The organism is Flagellimonas meridianipacifica, assembly GCF_003001695.1.
Classification (GTDB): domain Bacteria; phylum Bacteroidota; class Bacteroidia; order Flavobacteriales; family Flavobacteriaceae; genus Flagellimonas; species Flagellimonas meridianipacifica.
Window position 1 is genome coordinate 1,463,331 of record NZ_PVYX01000001.1, and the last position, 18,120, is coordinate 1,481,450.

General features: G+C 38.5%; 17 protein-coding genes. 3 read left to right on the forward strand and 14 right to left on the reverse strand.

The features are described from left to right. Positions 1-12: 12 nt before the first annotated feature. Both CLV81_RS06685 and CLV81_RS06690 read left to right on the forward strand, forming a co-directional pair. Positions 13-906, forward strand: coding sequence for a helix-turn-helix domain-containing protein (locus tag CLV81_RS06685; protein WP_146129844.1), 894 nt, complete (start codon positions 13-15; stop codon positions 904-906). A 68-nt stretch (positions 907-974) separates the two neighbouring features. Next, positions 975-2,900: an alkaline phosphatase family protein gene (locus tag CLV81_RS06690; RefSeq protein WP_106144255.1), complete on the forward strand. Its 1,926-nt coding sequence runs from the start codon at positions 975-977 to the stop codon at positions 2,898-2,900. Positions 2,901-2,931: 31 nt separating this feature from the next. On the opposite strand, the gene CLV81_RS06695 is transcribed toward CLV81_RS06690, so the two are convergent. Genes CLV81_RS06695 through CLV81_RS06735 form a run of 9 tightly spaced genes read right to left on the reverse strand, consistent with a single transcriptional unit; the run spans position 2,932 to position 10,063 of the window. Beyond that, on the reverse strand, positions 2,932-3,294 hold the full coding sequence (locus CLV81_RS06695; RefSeq protein ID WP_106144256.1) for a hypothetical protein: 363 nt from the start codon (positions 3,292-3,294) through the stop codon (positions 2,932-2,934). A gap of 7 nt (positions 3,295-3,301) precedes the next feature. Continuing rightward, a complete protein-coding gene (locus CLV81_RS06700) occupies positions 3,302-4,126 on the reverse strand; it encodes a DUF4138 domain-containing protein (RefSeq protein ID WP_106144257.1) in 825 nt (274 codons plus the stop codon). An 11-nt stretch (positions 4,127-4,137) separates the two neighbouring features. Continuing rightward, on the reverse strand, positions 4,138-5,073 hold the full coding sequence (traM, locus tag CLV81_RS06705) for a conjugative transposon protein TraM (protein ID WP_106144258.1): 936 nt from the start codon (positions 5,071-5,073) through the stop codon (positions 4,138-4,140). Next, entirely contained in the window at positions 5,063-5,677 is a 615-nt protein-coding gene (locus tag CLV81_RS06710) for a conjugal transfer protein TraK (protein WP_106144259.1), read from the reverse strand. Before CLV81_RS06710 ends, traM begins: the two co-directional genes overlap by 11 nt. Positions 5,678-5,679: 2 nt before the next feature. Beyond that, positions 5,680-6,504: a hypothetical protein gene (locus tag CLV81_RS06715; RefSeq protein WP_106144260.1), complete on the reverse strand. Its 825-nt coding sequence runs from the start codon at positions 6,502-6,504 to the stop codon at positions 5,680-5,682. Between the two features lie 3 nt (positions 6,505-6,507). Next, positions 6,508-7,074: a conjugal transfer protein gene (locus CLV81_RS06720; protein WP_245911969.1), complete on the reverse strand. Its 567-nt coding sequence runs from the start codon at positions 7,072-7,074 to the stop codon at positions 6,508-6,510. Between the two features lie 23 nt (positions 7,075-7,097). Next, complete coding sequence (locus CLV81_RS06725; protein ID WP_106144262.1) at positions 7,098-9,503, reverse strand: TraG family conjugative transposon ATPase; 2,406 nt, start codon at positions 9,501-9,503, stop codon at positions 7,098-7,100. Then, positions 9,496-9,774, reverse strand: a complete 279-nt coding sequence (locus CLV81_RS06730) for a hypothetical protein (RefSeq protein ID WP_106144263.1) — start codon at positions 9,772-9,774, stop codon at positions 9,496-9,498. Before CLV81_RS06730 ends, CLV81_RS06725 begins: the two co-directional genes overlap by 8 nt. Before the next feature lies 1 nt (position 9,775). After that, entirely contained in the window at positions 9,776-10,063 is a 288-nt protein-coding gene (locus CLV81_RS06735) for a hypothetical protein (protein WP_106144264.1), read from the reverse strand. A gap of 190 nt (positions 10,064-10,253) precedes the next feature. Here CLV81_RS06735 and CLV81_RS06740 point away from each other — a divergent pair, with 190 nt between their 5' ends. Beyond that, positions 10,254-10,913: an N-acetylmuramoyl-L-alanine amidase family protein gene (locus tag CLV81_RS06740; protein ID WP_106144265.1), complete on the forward strand. Its 660-nt coding sequence runs from the start codon at positions 10,254-10,256 to the stop codon at positions 10,911-10,913. Between the two features lie 69 nt (positions 10,914-10,982). On the opposite strand, the gene CLV81_RS06745 is transcribed toward CLV81_RS06740, so the two are convergent. Genes CLV81_RS06745 through CLV81_RS06765 form a run of 5 tightly spaced genes read right to left on the reverse strand, consistent with a single transcriptional unit; the run spans position 10,983 to position 18,106 of the window. Continuing rightward, positions 10,983-11,933, reverse strand: coding sequence for an HNH endonuclease (locus tag CLV81_RS06745; RefSeq protein ID WP_106144266.1), 951 nt, complete (start codon positions 11,931-11,933; stop codon positions 10,983-10,985). 17 nt (positions 11,934-11,950) lie between these two features. Next, positions 11,951-13,867 (reverse strand): Eco57I restriction-modification methylase domain-containing protein, encoded by a 1,917-nt coding sequence (locus tag CLV81_RS06750; protein ID WP_106144267.1) that lies wholly within the window; start codon positions 13,865-13,867, stop codon positions 11,951-11,953. Further along, positions 13,868-14,647, reverse strand: coding sequence for a hypothetical protein (locus tag CLV81_RS06755; RefSeq protein WP_106144268.1), 780 nt, complete (start codon positions 14,645-14,647; stop codon positions 13,868-13,870). Beyond that, positions 14,640-15,755, reverse strand: coding sequence for a hypothetical protein (locus tag CLV81_RS06760; protein WP_106144269.1), 1,116 nt, complete (start codon positions 15,753-15,755; stop codon positions 14,640-14,642). The genes CLV81_RS06755 and CLV81_RS06760 overlap by 8 nt, the downstream gene beginning before the upstream one ends. A 2-nt stretch (positions 15,756-15,757) precedes the next feature. Beyond that, positions 15,758-18,106 carry a sensor histidine kinase gene (locus CLV81_RS06765; RefSeq protein ID WP_106144270.1) on the reverse strand — a complete coding sequence of 783 codons (2,349 nt, stop codon included), beginning with the start codon at positions 18,104-18,106 and terminating at the stop codon, positions 15,758-15,760. Positions 18,107-18,120 lie beyond the last annotated feature (14 nt).

Sequence of the window (18,120 nt, forward strand, 5' to 3'; positions counted from 1 at the left end):
TATATTATAAATTTGAATCGGAATAATCATTCTAATATCAAAAAATCAATGCGCAAATTCAAATTTGATGGAAAAAAATACGGCTATGATTTAGCAATGGATTTACATCCCTTAGATGGTCGTCCTGCGGATTATTTTGAACATCAACTACATACTATAGATTTTTTTGAGATTATGTTTTTAAAAAATAGTACTGGTCACATAAACATCAATGGGTTTAATGCTGCTTTAAAACCTTTTACTATACTTTGCAGTTCACCAAATCAGAGGAAAACAAATGCTATTTTGGAGGTTGAGGGGTATCACTTAGTATTTAAAGATGATTTTTTTGCCGATTTTTTCTTGGACAAACTCTTTGTTTACAAACTACACTTTTTTTACAACGCCATACATCCGCAATTCTTCCAAATAGACCAAACTGAATATAATATCATCGCGGACAGTTTAGAATTAATTACTAAGGAAATTGAAAATTTTAGGGAAGATAGTCGCCATATTATTCGTTCACTATTATACTTTGTCCTTACTAGATTAAACCGACAGTATTCTGATTTTTATGATATTGGATTATCTACTTACACAGATTCTATGGTCTATAGTTTCAAAGACTTGTTGGAAAAGAATATAAGGACATTGCATTTGGTCAATGATTACGCTAATCTTTTGAATATTGAAAGAAGCACACTGAATAGATTGGTAAAGAAACAATTTGGCGCAACAACAAAAGAAATGATTCAACATAGGTTGCTTATTGAAATAAAAAATGAATTGGTGTTTACTACAAAATCGGTTTCTGAAATTGCCAATGACCTAAATTTCAGTGAGCCTAATAATTTATCCCGTTTTTTTCAAAGATTGTCAGGAATATCCCCATTGGATTATAGATCAAATAGCAAAATGATATAAATAAAAATGTAAATGATAGGTGTGTAGAGAGGTTTAGATTTGATTTTAGCGTCTACAAAAGTAATGACATGAAATCACGAATTTACACTTCGACCATATACTGTTTTCTATTGATGCTTATCAGTATGTCCACCTTTGGACAAAACCCAAAACAAAAGACAAAAGTTGTTCTAATATCTGTTGATGGTGCTGCGGACTGGATACTTGATGATTTACTAAAGCACAAAGCTTTGCCAGAAAATGGTGCCTTCTCTAAAATGAAGAGAAAAGGTGCATATGCCCTTAATATGATACCGGTCAGCATTAGTGCAACAGCTGTTTCACATATCTCTCTATTTACGGGAGTTCATCCAAATATACATGGTGTTGTTGGTAATAATATCCTAATGCCTGGTGAAGAAATAAAATCACCTAGGGGAACTTCAGGATTTTCAGCTTCCCTGGAAACTGAAACTATTTGGAATGCAGCTATGCGACAAGGTAAAAACGTAACCAATATAAATGCAGTAGGGCAGGACAACACCACTCCTGAAAGAAGAGGCACTAGAACCTTTGGGTATGGAAAAAAAATGGCCAATTCCGTAGTATCTGATTTAACTATCTCCCAAACCCGTACAGCTGTCCATGTAGCAGGTTTTGAGTACGTAGGCAAACTTAGTTCAAAAAGCAGGGCTTTTTTTAAGCTTTTTAAAGGGGGTGAAATTCCAGTTTTCTATTTTCTCGCTGATAGCACTTTTGATGGAATTACCAATTATGATACGATTTTGGTTGACCTTGATGAAAATATTGATAACGGATACATTGGCAAACTAAAGACAAATGAATGGTCAGAAATGACTTTTGAAGTAGGAGAACAAAAAGTTGCTAGTTGGTCCTATATCATGGATTTGAATCCAAGAACAGGAGAGTCCAAGGTTTATCTCGGAGCAATTGGTTTTAACCCTTCCAGCCCAATAAGCTTTAAACAGAAAATGGATAATAAGGTCGGTATTTGGCCCTGTGAGCAAGATAATATTAAGCTTAGCAAAGGGTTGATTACCGAGAAGATGTGGTTCGACCAAGCTGAACGCTTGGCCAAATACTACCAAAAACTAATTTTATCCAATATAAAGGAAGAGAATTGGGATTTGCTGAGCGGCTACTTTACGCTTATAGATGATGTACAGCACCGCTTTCTTCTAAAAGATGAGCGTCAATTAGACTATACCATGGAAAACGGAGATAGGCGCGAACGATATGAACGTTATATATTTTGGGCTTATCAAACAATAGATAGTTTACTAAGTGAACTTATTCAAGCTGCACCTGAAGATGTTAATTTCATAATTGTTTCGGACCACGGAATGGCTCCTATCCATTCCATTGTACTTATAAATAAGTTTTTAGAAGATCATGGAATAAATGTAAAAGGGGATAAAGTTGAAGCAAGGGCCTATAGCACCGGCCCAGCCGCTCATATATATGTAAATGTAATGGGTAGACAGAAAAACGGTGTTGTTCCCAAAAAAGAACTTTCCAAACATATAGATAACATCGTAAAAATCTGTAAAGAACTCAAGGATCCAGTAACCGAATTACCTGTTTTTCAAACCGTTTTAAAATCTTCTGAACTCAAAAAAATTCAAATAGACCATCCAAATAGATCAGGAGATGTATTTGTTAGTGCACGAATAGGTTGGTCTATTTCATCTAAACTAGTTTCCGGGATACCTTCCATTGTTCCTAACTCTTTTAACAAAGATTCCTATTCGCATTTAGATAAGAAAGTACAGCAATTTCTGAGTTCTGGTTTTATGAATGAAACTGGACTTGGTGTTCATGGTAATCTGGGAACCAGAAGAAAAATGCACGCTATTTTTTATGCTATTGGGCCTGATGTACCAAATAGGAGATTGAGTTCTATAAGTGCTTTGGACGTAGTGCCCACAATTGCTGAATTACTCAAAATTAAGCCCCCGAAAAAAGCAAGAGGTATTGATGTTTTTGAGAATTAGCAGCTGAGTTCAACTGCAAATAAGTAATGTTTCAAAAAGGCCCACGTTCCTTTGGTCCTTTACTCGTTACCTTCCACTGACCATCGACTCGAACCAGTTTAAATATGCCAGGTCTGTTGTCAAAGGAGGTAGTGTACTTCACCCAGGCGGTTTCGCCTTCAATAGCTTCGTCCAAAATTTCAACAGTGATGTCCTTATCTGAGGTTTGCATCATACTTTGAACGGTCACAAGGCTGGCATAGCCCTCTTCTGTCGTGTGCTTCTTTAAAGCGGATTCATCTTTATTGAAAAAGCTTTGCGCTACTTTCTTGCCAGTTTCCGAAGGCGTAAGGGATTCTTGTTCACCGCAGGAAACAAAAAGTATCACCATTACATAAATCATTATTTGCTTCATAATCAAATCAATTTGGGTTATTAATCAATCGATGTGGAATTTTCATTTTGATGTTGCGCTCACCATTGTCTTCATTTACCTCCAATACCACACGCCTTTCATTGGATATCGAAAACTTGGGCAACACATAAACCAACCTTTCCGAGGAACCTTCTTTGATTTTGGAAGGCAGTTGATATTTATAAATCGGTTCTTTATAGATACGTTGCAACGACTTCCTTTTGCCTTTTTGTCGGGTTTCGATGTATAAGTTTAGAAAGTTCACATCATAGTCCATCGAACTGTTGTTCTTGATTTCGACCACGACATACAATTCCTCTTTATCGAAAACAATACTTTCAAGGCTCAAAACAACACCATTGTTTCGTTTTCTTTTTAAAGCACCGTTGGTTTTTTGATTTAAAAGATAAGCGGAAAACCGTTCATAATTGTGGCTCTTATTAACTGGAATTTCATTGATGTCATCGGTATCGATTTCGTCTGTCCCAGCCCTGTTTTCATTACCGATACTACTCGAATTCGAAATAAAATAATTCAGTTTTGAAAGCTTCGCTCTATACTTAACAATATACGAAAAAATAGCTCCATTTTTGTTGATTACCAGTAGATTGCTTTCCTTGCCGGGCTTGGCTTGAAGCAGTCCCAAGTGCTGTTCTTTTTCCCTATTGAAGGTGAATACAAAATTGTCCGAACCCGTGATTCCTTGACGGATAGGCTCGGGGAAAAACAGCGCAACATTTTTGGTGTCGTTAGCGTAAATGGTATCGAGGGGTTTCTGGGCAAGTAACGGTATTGAGCAAAACAGTATTGCTGTAAAAACGAATGTTTTCATAATGAAATAATTTATTGCCGATAATCGGCTTTAAGGATGAGTTTGTAATTGTTGACCACCGTGACCTTTACATTACGGTTACTACGACGAAGTACTTGGCCGATACCGCTTACTTGTGGTACGCCGGGTACGTTCACGTCTTGGATGATGTCGTCAAGGACTTCACGGCTGGCATCTGCCCGAAAGTTGTTCTCTACGTAGATACCCTCAGAACCATCTTGTAAATCGAATGCCTTGAGACTCGTTGGATGATAGTTGATATTTTCAATCGAGATTAGGGCGCGATTGGGCCGAAAGCTGATAAAACCAAAGACGGGAGTGTTCTTGGGCATCAGCTTGCCATTGATTTGGGCCGCCTCGGTCAATCGCATTCGAAGACGGCTATTGTTTTTTACCACCTGATTGCCATCGACGATTACTTGAATCGTTTCATCGGTATGTCCAATAATTGCTAATTCGTTGGCCTTTGGCGAGGCGGCAAAGAACAATTGATGCTCCAGTCCGATTTCTTGGGCCGCGATTTTTTGTCTCTTTTGAGAGGCTATCGTATCAGTAGTTTCGGTTTTCTTTGCGGTGGTCGGCTTTCTACTGTGGCGCTTACGGCTTTTCCCTGAGTATTGAATCCTGTTCGCCTTATAGATACTATCCACAATTTGCTGTTTTCTCTGCTCTGGTAAATCAGGATTGTACAGCCCTGTGGAGTCCAACAATTTTTCATCATAGATGCTTGGCGCTGTACTCTCCCGTACCTCCTTGAGGTCGTTGATGGCATCTAGCTTTGAATCGTATTCCTTTTGGTCTTCCTCCAGTTCTGGAATCAAAGTCTGTTGCAGGGTATCTGTATCAGCATCCTCATCGTCCATCAGCATTACCGAATAAGCAATGAGAAACAGGAAAATGACAGCTAGCACCGCTGCAAAAATGATTTTATTCTTTTCAACTTTCATCGTTAATCTTTTTTAAAGTGTTCTCGAAATAATTGGTGATTAACAATCCGTGTGGATTATTGGGGAAGTTCCTATCCACTAGTATCAGATTCCCCGAGGAAACCAGCTCGTAGGTATCGATGACCGAACCGCGGTTGATTTCAAAAATGGTAACCGTTCTGAAGACAAAAGTGCTATTTTGTTGCTCTACCTGAGATTCAATGCTCAGCACTTTTTGAACTAGGGAATACTGTAACAGGCGATTGTAAACACCATCGGCTTTCTTCTGGCGGTACAGATTATCCACAGAACTGTTGCCCAGCCAAAGTGCCTTTTTCAGATTACGTTCGTAATTGCTGGCATCGATGTTATAGAAATAGGTGTGGAACAGTTCCAAGTGCGCCAACGCCTCCACTTGAAAATTTTCCTTCTGGGTGACGAGCTTCAGAGGAATGATGGTGCCATCGGTATTGATGGCAAAGGCACTGTTGAGCGCATCCTTTTTAGTCTGGAAAGCCATCCAAATTGAAAAACTACTGGACAGCAGGGAACAGACCACAACGGCCAAAACGATAAATCGATTCAGTTTGAGGACACTGTAAATGTTTTTGTAAGGTGTTTTCATAATCAATTGGTAAAGAGTCTGAGTGTAAAAGAAGTTGCACGACGATACAGTTTGAATTTCAGGAAAACGATGAATCCGACAGAACCCAATTGAACTACTGGTGCAAAAAAGCCTTGCCCTGTATCGGTACCAAAGAGTGATGTCCAAAAGTTGGTGTTGAGTTCCGTATAGAGCGCATTCACAAAAATGTTGACCAAGAAGAATGCCGGCACCAACATATACACAGCGGCATACAACTTAAAAAAGGTATAGGCCAACGAACGGAACTTTTCAAATACGGCCAAACTTATAACCAAAGGGAAAAACGCCTGCATTATTCCCAAAAGGAAAAACCGCTCGGCCAAGAACAAGGGATAGATGAACAAGTCCAAAAGCCAAAGAATCACACCTAGGATAAAGGCAAAGATTTTAAATCCAAACAGAGGAGTGACCAAAGCCTCGTACAATAAAGACATTGCGGCCTGGGCTACTTCGATAATACTTACTTCCTCCTCAATGGGAACATCCTGTAATTGCAAGGGCAGTAATGCCGGCGCGGTGCCGCGATATTGGGCTTCGATGGAAACCAAAATGGCATCGAAGAATCCTAATACTTGCGTCGAAAAGATGACCAGGAGAACAATGGCAAAGTTCTTTGCCAGTTCCCCCGGACTCAACCCCCAAGTGTAGCCATCTTTATTCGCAACCCCTTCGTTGTATTTTTTGAGAATATTGACCAGAAAGAACAGTACTGCAAGTGCCTTCATTCCCGCAATGGTGTACTGCGAGAAACTGCTGTTCTGTATGGTCTGAAAGACCGTGTCGATATATTCCAGTCCGAAAGACATTGGTTAGTAGGCTGTTTCGCGATTATTGACTTTGTCCTGCATTTTTCTGAAAGAAATGATGTCACGATACCGCTTGGTTCTGAGGTTGATGCTCGATACCATTTCGTTGGATTCCGCTTCTTTCTTTTTGAGGATTTCTGCACGCTCGGCATCACTCATTTTCAGGTAGTCACTGGATAGAATTTCATCAATGAAATCCATTGTATCCAAAGAATCTTGAACAATGGCCTCAAAGGATTCCGTGACCCGCACGACTTCCTCGGGTTTAATGTAGGGCGAGTTCAAAATGTCTTGCATATCGTTTTGCATCACTTGAATGAGCCTTTGGTTATTGCGTCCGATTTCCTCGACAGCCCTCAACTGTTGAACCACGCTGGATACCTTCTCTATGGCGTCTTTAGCATCCTTCAGAAATTTTACGGATTTAATCATCTCGGCCGTTTGCTTGCCTGATTCTATAAGCTGTTTTACGAGGCTTACGAAGTTGGTGTTGTCATAGACTGGCATCCCTTGGGCGGAGACATCAGTTGCAAATAATAGCGCTTTCGCGAAAGCGAAAACCAAAAGCATTTTTTTAAATCTTTTTCTCATAATTACTGGGTTTTAGATGTGAATTGAATGATTGCCTTTTCCATATCTTGATGCTCATTGTAGAGCTTCATTATTTGCTCGTTCTCTTCGCCATCGGTGAGGTAGGCTGCATACACTTCCCTTGGAACTTCCAGGCGGAAGATGTTGCTTTCCTTCCCGATTTTGATAAGCAGCTCGGTGTAGATGCGGGAACCAACAAAATTGTTCTTGATTGATTTCAATTGGTTCAAATCGTGGCTGGAAAGGTTGAGCCGTTTGACCAGTTCGTCATACCCTTTTTCATTGTTTAGGCTATAGATGACCTGTGTATTTTCGAGGATGCTTGCCGATGTGGAATTATTGGGAAGTTGATTGATGGATTGTAAGATGATACCGATGGCACCGTTCTGTTTCCGAATAGCCTGGTAATAGAATTCCACGCTTTCCAGTACGTTCTCAAACTTCAGTTGCTTCGCAAACTCATCAAAAAGGATGATGCCCTTTTCGGCTCGGTTACGCCAAATGGTTCTTTGGATGGCCGATTTGATGAGCTTGAGCATCACGGAAAGGATTTCCTTGTTATCCTTCACTTCATCCAGCTCAAAGACAATCAAGCGTTTGTCCTCAATTTTATAGGTCTGGTCTTCGCTGACCTCAAACAGGAAGCTGTATAGACCATCACCGACATACTCAGACATCACGTGCAGAAAGCTCGTGACATTAAAGTAGTCGGGATGGATTTTCAGGTCACTCAGAATGCTTTCCTGATGCCTTTCTATAAAATTGTAAAAACCTTCAAGCGAATAACTATCCGAGGTACTGTTGTAGTAATGGCGCAGAATCTTTTTGACTGAAACGGATTGAGCCTTGGTCACCTTTAAATCCGAAGCAAATAGTTCAAAGAGAAATACCGATAAATCTTCAAGACGCTCTGGTGTCAAGTCATTTCGGTTACTGATAAAAAATGGATTGATGCCCAGATTCTTTCCGCTTTCATAACGAAGCACGGTGTATTTGTCAGGATAGAGCTTTGCAAATTTGGTGTACGAGCCACCCAAGTCGATGATGACCAAGCGGACACCGTTTTCAAAATATTGACGTAGAATGTTATTGGCCAAAAAGGATTTGCCCTCACCCGTAGGTGCAAAAATGGCAAAGTTCCGTGCTTTGATGCGTTTCTTTTGTTCATCCCAAACATCCTTCAGTACCGGTATGTTATGCTCACGGTCGTTAAAGATGATTCCGGTATCGTCAGATTTGTAGTTACTATTGTTGATGAACAGGCACAGGGCGTGTTTCAAATCCGTGACGTATAAATCATTGTTCGAGAAATTGGAAGAGAAACAGCAAAAGCTATTCAGTATATAATTTTTCCGTTCCGTGCCTCTTGGGTAATAGGGTACGATGTCCAGCTCCTTGAACTCCGTTTTGATTTTCGAAGTAATCTTATCCAGATTTCTACTGTCCTTCGCCCAATACACCACATTTAAGTGGCCACGGATTACCCGTGCATTGTCATCGGCGTTGATTTGGTCAAGAATGTACTGGATTTTCCTAAGTACCACCTTGTTCTGCGACCCGAAGTTTGAACTCTTGTTCAGCTCTTCAACTTTCTTGTCAAGCAGTTTGCGCCACTTTTGTTTGTCATCGAGATAGAGAATCTGGTTGACAATGTGGTTCTCATTTAGGGTAAGCCCTAAGCCATCAATAAACCCTTGATGAAATACAAAATCGTCAGAAGTGAATTTCTCATTGGTCTTGCTACTCTGCACACTTTCGCCAAAGCACAGTTCGCTATTGACGGCCAGGGCATCAAAATGGTTTTTCCCTATGTAGATGTCATCTTTACCGAGAATGACATCGGTATCTAGATCTTCATTAAACCCGTTGAAATAGGTCGTGGTCAGTTCTTCTATTTCTTTCGCTTTAAGGGAAACAAACCGCATCTTTCGGCTGTTGTTGATGAAGGCTATGGAATCACTTACCGAACCCACAAAGCCTTTGATATTTTCATCATAATCCTGAATGATACTCTTAGAAACCTTGCGGAAGGGATTGACGTATTTCGCATTGTTAAGTGCCTTGTTTTTGGTCAGGATGAAAAACAGGTAGCACGAATGCTCAATGTATTGTCTTCCCTTAAAATGTTGATGGGTTGCTTCCGCCAGAAAGGTGTCATTTGGGAGTGCTGCCGAAGAATAGGATTTCTTCAAGTAGATATCCTGTTTGTGGACAACCGTTCCAACAGGCAATGATTTCAGGGCTTGGAACCAAGCACCGTGGATGTCTTCAAAATCCTTTTCGGACAAAGAATAGATTTCAGGAAGCTCGCCTCTATAACACACTACCACATTGCCATTATTGGCAAATACGATATTATCCTGAATATCAACGATGGGTCGGTATGCCGAAAGGTTGATTTTATTCATAAGTAAAACCGGAGTTGCGTTTGTTGCTGATGATTTTTGGGAAGGGATTGCCCATTTGAAACAGCTGTGGACGGTTCGCTATTCGCAATAGAATGACATAGAGACTACCGTTGCATACCATCAGCGCGATGATGATGCCAAAGCTGAACGAGAAGATGATAATAAGCAGAGACGCCAGGATGGATACCATCATCAAGGCAAAAAGGGAAATGGGCAGGCCAAAAATGACTGCCCGTTTCCGCATATTTCTATAGACCTCGAACCGCTTCATATTAAACTACGATGCCTATGAGGTAGGTAAAGATTCCGACTACGGCACCTGCGATAAGTACAAAGACCAATACACGGGTTATCCCTTTTTTGAGGTCGGCATTCTCACCAAAGAAATGTCCCGCATTAAATAGGAAGCCTATTAAGAAGATGACCCCCAAGATGATGGGGAAGATGGTTCGAATGGTATCGGAAACATCATTGACCGAATCTTCGATGCCACCAATTTGAGCAAACAATGAAGTTGAAAAGAGCGAAAGAAATGTCGCCAGATAAAGCGTTTTTTTCATAACGAATGGGTTTAAATTTTTGGTTCATTTTCATTATGAAAAATTTATGTAGATTTAACATTCAAATACCTGATAATCAGTTATTTGTTAATAAAATATTATTTGAATTCGGATGAATTATTTTGATAGTATTTGATATCAAATGCTATGAAAATTTGAAAGTCGATTGTTAATAACTCAAAAACTGTAAATGAAAAAGTGGCTCAAAAACGTCAATTTGGTGATTTTGCTCTTGAAAAGTTGCATCCTTTTGGGGCAGGATTTGGATGTAAAAAAGAGAGTTGTCATTGACCCTGGTCACGGTGGAAATGATTCGGGTGCTGTGGGTCAAAATTCGGTGCAGGAAAAAGAGGTCATATTCAATATTGCGGACGCCATTTTGAGGCTTAATGAGAAAGCCAATTCGCCTTTGGAAATATATTTGACCCGATACAATGATACGCTTGTTTCACTATCGGATAGAGCCAATTTGGCCAAAGCTTTGAAAGCGAATTTGTTCTTGTCTTTGCATTGCAATTATTCCGATAATTCTAATGCAAGAGGTGTGGAAGCGTTTGTGGCCAATCAAGATTCCAAGTTTTTGGATGATGCCACTTGGTTGGCATTTCAGCTACAAGCTGACTTGAACGAAAATGTGGGCTTTGAAATTCGTGGCGTAAAGTCTGCCAACTTTCAGGTGCTTCAAGAAACAGCGGGCTTTATGCCGTCTCTGCTGTTGGAACTGGGGTTTTTGAGTAATGGGGATGAGGGTGGTTATTTGATAAAACCAGAATCTCTTAAAGCTTTGGCGGTCGTAATATGGGAATGTTTAATCAAAAATTTAGATAGTTATGAGAGAGTTGGGGATTGAAGTGATAAAATCCTTGAAGATGATTATAACAGCTATTTGGAAAGAAATCAAGTTAATAGCAAGAAGCCTCTAGCCATTATAAATATTAGTGTTGTGCCAATCTAGATATGCTGATTTCGGTCTATGTTCATTTCTAGCAGGCATATTTATCATAGATTGACCTTGTAGCTTATAGTAGTCTTTTCCATTTTCAAACTCTTCTTTAATTTTCCTCGAAACTTCAACCTTAAATCCCTTATTGATAGTTAAATACCCTGCATCAAAAAGTTTATGCAAGTCAGCTCTCAACAGGAGTCCATTTTGGATATAATTTGGTCCTGATTCCGAGTATGGTTTTATATGGGCAGCTTCTAGAGTGGGTAGGGTTTTTTCACCTGAAATTGCACATCTTCTAGCATAGGCATCAGTAATCTTTACCCTGAAAGCACCCTGGCCCAACCTAACTTTAGTCAAATATTTCTTTGAATAGCCTACCTCGCCTTGCTCAAGAATTAATTGGCTTTTTTGGCTTTCTTCTCTATCGAATAGTTTATAACGACCTAGTCGTTCCTCTACTTGATTCCACAGGCTTTTACCAATTTCGTCGATGGTGTCATAGACCTTGCCCTGTACAATACTTTTACTCCAATTGGATGGTACAGGTATCCAGTCTTCTTCGGAAAAAAAGATCGGGTCAGTTAAAACTATGCAGCCAATATTGGAATTTTTACGAAACGGATTGTTAAGAGTGTTTCTGTATGCTGTTATCTTTTTCTTGAACTCGAAATACGAATCTAGACCATTTCTTTGCTTGAATACATCCCAAGCTACGTCTAAGGGTAGAATAGAACTTGAACTGAAAAATCCTATGCCTCCTATGGCATTCGCTGGATATTTAAGTTTAAATAGAAAAGGTGCCCCGGATTCAATTGCCTTAAAGTTGGTATTTCCACTAGGTTGCCAGAAATTGATATCCTCATTTGACCGTTGAGCCAAAAACGAAAACCATTCATTATCTGTAACACCTAGATAGAATTTCATAGTTCATCTGCAATTTGTTAAGAAGTAAAGTCGATATCAGTTATATTATATTTTTTCAAAAGGAAATTTTCGAGAGATTTTTTATTCCTATATGCCATAATACGATTCTTCTCTGCATCTGTAAAATGCGGCACGCTAAAGTTTTTAATGTAATTCTTTGCCAAAGCATAGTAATCATTTGTATAGGGTTTACTAGTATGCCTTATATAATACCAAAAAATGCGCGTCATCAAAAGTCTCTTGATAAATAACAAATCATCCTGACTATCTGAAACTAATGCATAACCGTTGTAGAAAAGTAAATCTTCATCTTCTGTTAAGACAAAATAGGGTGCATCGGAGATATATGGGAATAAAAGTTTTATACCACTGATGTAAAGTGCCTGGCTTCTACCAAAAGCAAACCAAGTTTCATATTCCCTCTTGCCTTTGTCGCGCTTTGCTAGTTCTTCTTTCTGTGAATTTAGGTATCTATAAGCGAACGGAAATCTCCTTCTAAAAGTTGGTTCATCAATAGGTTTGACATACCTATTTGTACTCTCTTCAAATAAATTGTCGTTTTGCCTGTCAAGATAGGTATAGGGAAAAATTAATTTTTCTTTGAATCTCGGAATGTCATCTTCCTTCTTGAGAATATTTGGTTTAATGGCTTCTTTGCATACCTCCCGTTCTATTTGATATCTTGTTTCATTCTTTTCAAAATAGTAGAAATCTTCATCCTCACGAATCGGATTAATGAGATAGATTTTATTTCTCAGTGTTGCAAAACCATTACGTATGGGAAACAAATCTCCTAATTTCTGCCCTGTGTTTTCCAACTTTGAGATATTCAGTTTAGTGTTTAAATCATCTAAATGCCATCCCTCAAAATCATTTAGGTCAGCATACTCCAATGGGATATAGTCCTTGGAATCTAAACTTTTGATTTCAGTTGGGAGTGACCTTGTATATTGAATACCACCAGTTTGTTTTGTAATAAGGCAGATACACGTATAGGTCAGTCTCGATTTAAATACTTGCGAACCTCCAAAATCGATGAGTTGAAAATGAAATTCATTTTCGGAGAAATATTTGCGAAGACCTCTGCCATTTAGGCTTCGGTAAAAATTGTTTACCGTTATATAGCCAAGAATCCCTCCGTCTCTAAGCCACTTAAGTCCAATTTCGAAAAATGGAATATACAAATCTAATTTGCCAGTAGATGCGACAGACCAGTTCGCCATAAGCTTTTTAGTTTGGTCATCTAGATTTGATGAACCAACATAGGGTGGATTACTAAAAACATATTGAAATCCTCCATTATTTTTGATGTTATCGTCAACTTCAAACCAGTCAAACTCCAACGAGTCACCAACATAGAGATTAAAATGGTATTCTTGCCTATCCTCACCATTGGATATTGCCAATAGTGACAGTAATATTTTGGTTCTTTCAATACTATATTCGGTAATGTCTATACCATAAAGATTTTCACGAATAATACCGGTAAGGGATTTATTTGTATTTCGGTGAAGTAACAAGGCATATTCGTATAGAAACCCGCCACATCCGCAGGCCACGTCGCAAGCGGTCGCCGACTTCGGCTTTTCAGCCTTACCCAAAGCCTCTTGAACAATGAATTGTCTTATATATTTTGGCGTATAAACCGCACCATTGACGATTTTATCATTTGGGGATATGACAAACTCAAACAACTCAATTAAACATTCAAAATTAAAAGCTTGTTTCGTTTTCTCAAAAAGCTTGCATAAGTTATCGAGTGCTAGTATTTCTTTTCTATTTGAATCATTTATCAATAAATTTCTAATGAGTTGATTCTTAGTATTGACTAGGTCGTTTTCTTTACAGAAAGCAGATGTAATTAGGCGATTTATTTGCTCGACATCATACGAATAATTTTTAAGGAAGGAGAGTATGGATTTATCTATGGTCATTTAAGCGTTCAAAATTTGCGGGTAAATACTAACACACTCCCATTCAAATCTCGAATCATCATCTGGATAACCAGGCCAGTTCCTCGCCACGGAATGTGTGTATGGCCTCCAAATCAATCTTTGAATATTACTAACTGAGGTAGTATATGGTCTTATGGCACAGAGATTTTGCCTTTGTTCTCCAAAAAAATTAGAAAGCACAAAATCAACGCCGAGAATTATATCAAGTGGAGGGTGCACGAGTCTAGGTGAATCAAGTACTAAATGCCTGCCATATGCATTGTTCGGTAGCGAAAGTCTTTTGCCTCCGTATTGAAAGTGATATGCTGGATGAGCCGAAATTGAATCACTTTTGTCAGGTTGGCGGTCAAGATGCCAACTTGAAATGTAAGTATCCCCAGATTTGTCAATACCTTGAACAGTAAGATTGAACTCAAGATGAGATAGGGGGTCTTCCGCATAATCTTCTCTCGTAAAATTCCCTATGACCTTCGAAGCAATGTTTATGGAATTAATACTCACTTCTTTTGGAAATATTTCTAGTGTTGGATTACTTTGAGTAAAGATGATTTGAAGATTTGGTATCTCATACCCCCAAGAGTTGGCATAGTCAATATTTACTCCTTTAATATCGGGCAAAGGCCCATTTATGCATTGATTTGCGGCAGTCTCGAAAACCTTTTTATCGTGAATTAAACCAGCATCAAACAGCGCTTTCCCAAATAACTTCAAATCTCTTGACAAATCCGATTTAAATACTTTCTTTTGATGCTTATTCATTCTTAAGAATTTTAGAAAACGCCTTTACCTTTTCCTTTTCGGATGGATGTGGAATAAGTCCAGCAGCTTTACTACCAACATCTAAGGCGGCCTTCATAGAGATGTATCTATTCTCTTGCCAAGGCTGGCTAAGGTTATCTTCCTCTAGTACAACACCATCAGTATAAGGGTCTAAAGGCTTTTTGTAAAACTCGCATAATGCCCAAAACTTACTACTGTAATTAGAAGCCAATGCTTTGGCAGATTTCAGTTCTTCTAGCTTAACTATTCTTTTAAGTTCATCGACACGTTCTTCTGCAGTCATAAAAGAAAGTTTGAAATTAGACTTGCTACTAAACCAATTTTCTATTAAGGGCCACCACCATCTTTCCCAGTGGTCTCCGAACGCACCTTTATACTTATAATTATTGATTTTACTTAAAAGCTCCTCTAATTCTGGTGAATTTTCATCTACACCTAGTCTAGCCAATACGTTTCCCTTATCGAGTAATATTCCCGGTGGGATTATAAGTTTATCGAAGACGAAGCTGGCATACTCGTGAATTGGTAATCTGGTTTTATATTTATTAAAGAATTCGAATACTCTTTTATCAATAAATTTTAATTGAGAATCGTTTAGCAAAAGGAATTTATCGAGTTGCACTCCCTTTCCTTTAAGGTCTGATTTTATAGAAGATAGTAGAGCGTATCCCTTTGCCAGGGATACCAGTTCATTTGCTACCGTCTTTGAATCGTCACCTAAATCTTTTGTTTTTAAATATTTCCTGTCAAAAAGGTCTTGGCCCGAAGTATCTTTGTTATACGATGCCTTTAGTTTTCTATCTGTTGAACATACTACTATAGGAATATCCTTCATAGTACCTTCCGTTGCTCTCGTTCTTATCTCTTGGGCCAAAGAAAATGCTCTGTATTCTGCATCAGACTTCTGGTCTAATCGTAAATCAAGCATTAAACCATCATATACTTCTGATTTCAATCTTTTAATCTCTTCTCCGAAGGACTTGGGTTGAGACCAAATTATTTCTAGGTCATCTCTTTCCGATTCCAACAATTCAACAATATCTTGAGTTAGCTGAATCTGTTCATCATCTAGGTATAAATACTTCATATTTAAGCTGTTTCTAAATCTTTATCAGTCGCTTCGGGTATTTCTATTCGTATACAAGTGGAAAATCCTTTTGGCGAATCAACGACTTCAATATTTCCGCCGTAAGCATCGATAATATCCTTTACAATTTTTAATCCTAAGCCAGTGCCAAGTAGTTCCTCATCCTCATCTGTAAAGTGCCCAGATGAATTGGAAGTTGTGAAAAAAGGCTCAAAAATTTTATCCTGGTTGTCCTCGGGTATTCCATCTCCATTATCACTAAATTCTAGGTATATCATATGATCATCACTACCTATCTCTATAAAAATTTCTCCGTTATTTATTTCGGCTCTTTTTATTGCCTTCAAGGAGTTTGTGTACAGATTATATAGAATAGTAGCCCATTCTGAAGAGTGCATAGGTATTGTGTACAGGTCACTTCCTTTAATTTTCAAAGGATGTATTTGGGTTTTGTTTTTATGATTGTCTAGTGAAATTGTCTTAAAGAACTGGGTAACCAAAACAGGAATTTCTTGTGGCACTAATTCCCTAGTAACATTTTCGGATACGGTCTTATCGAAATAGGAGGTGTACGTCGTTAATATTTCGACATTTTTCCTTAGACGTTCTATCTTGCTTTGATAACTTTTGTCATCTGGAAACTTTTTGGAAAGAAATTTTACTGAAGCATTGATGGATGCTAAATACTGTCTTACTTCGTGAGTATATATCCCTATAGATAATCCTAGACTCGCCAAAACCCTCAAAATACTTATCTCTTTGAGTTGAAATTGATTTTCTTGCTCTTGTTGCAGAATAACCTCATCAATTGTTTCAACTACTTGCTTCAACTTGTTTGACTTCTTGTCTAACTCTTCGGCAATATCGGATTTGGTTTTTCCGCTGTAATTTTCAATTTTGGTGTTTTCTGATTCCTTCTTTAAATCATCCTTAATAATTTTTAATCTTTCGACAGGTCTTTCGTATTTTCTTTCCCAGTTTTTTTGGTTAGTTGTTACTTTAACTTCTCTCTCATTAGCTATTCTAACTATACCTGTTGTTAGCGCTCTATACAGAAAGTCCCTCAGTTCTTGGAAGCTTTCGGTCTCTAAAAGTCCCTCGCGACTTGAGGTTTCTTCAAACTCGACACCATCTCTGTCAATTACCTCTACAAAACCAAAAAAATTAGAATTACTATGCACAGGAAGGAAGGTTCTTTTCTTTACAGATTCATCTAATTCTAGCCAGTCATCACCGAATTCACCGTATGGCAAAACTCTAAATCCGTTCCTGTAAAGTCTTATTCCACCTGAATGCTGAGCCAAATCGACAATTTTTTTTCTTTGTTGTGAGGGAATGAATTCAGGCAGATATAAAAAATAGTGTGCTTTGAAATGAACGTTCTTTAAATTGGCATATTTAGATTTGGGGAAGTCCTTTTTAGCACCCAATTCTACAAGTTCGGAAATGCCTAATTTTTTGCTCTCAATTGAAACGAAGCTACTGCCTTCTTTGTCCACATATCCTTCGAAAACTGCGGCTGCATAATCCAAAATCATTGATTGTTCATCGGCTATGGTAACAACTTTGTTTTCCTGCTTCTTAAACATTTCGGCTTTAAAGCCAGGGTCTTGACTAGTTTTATTTCTTTCTTCTTCCTGAAGAACCCTAATTTTGGATAACGGGAAAGGCTGGATGAGACCTGATACATATCGGTAGATTCTTTCGATACTTGCTTTTGTCCATTTATCCCTAAGCCCTATAAGTCTAAGACTCGTACCATTAATATCCTCCGAGGGGGTTTCTTCTATTTTATTGGTGATATAAAGCAGATTTTTGTCACCCTTGTATTTTGACCAATCGATTTCCAGCCTATGGGCAATGTTATCTCCTTCCTTTTTTGTGAGAATTACGAGTTCCTTTGCTAATCGTTGAACTGCAAAGCGTCCAATGCCTTTTCTACCTGCTCTGTGCCTTTTAAATTTAGGTGATAATGGATTGTGAATCTTATCGGTTGAGGAAATCTTCATAAAACCATTTATCAATTCTTCTCTAGACATACCAACCCCATCATCCTCAATAATAAGTGTCCCGCCCTCCTCATCCGAATTGTCAAAGATTAATCGCACAACCGTTGCATCAGCATCGTACGCATTTTTAACCAGTTCGGAAACGGCAGTTTCCTTTTTGCCAACTAACTCAGTCCCCAGTCTGTTAATAATTCCTGCATCTACTGAGAATCGAACATTATCCACATCAAGATTGGCTATTTGCTGAGATAATGATAGTATCACGTTATTATCAGGTTTAGTTTTTTCAAGCTCTAGACTTAACCTATTTTTAAGTTCTTGTATGTCTGGTTTCTTCTCCATATTGGTTTGATATT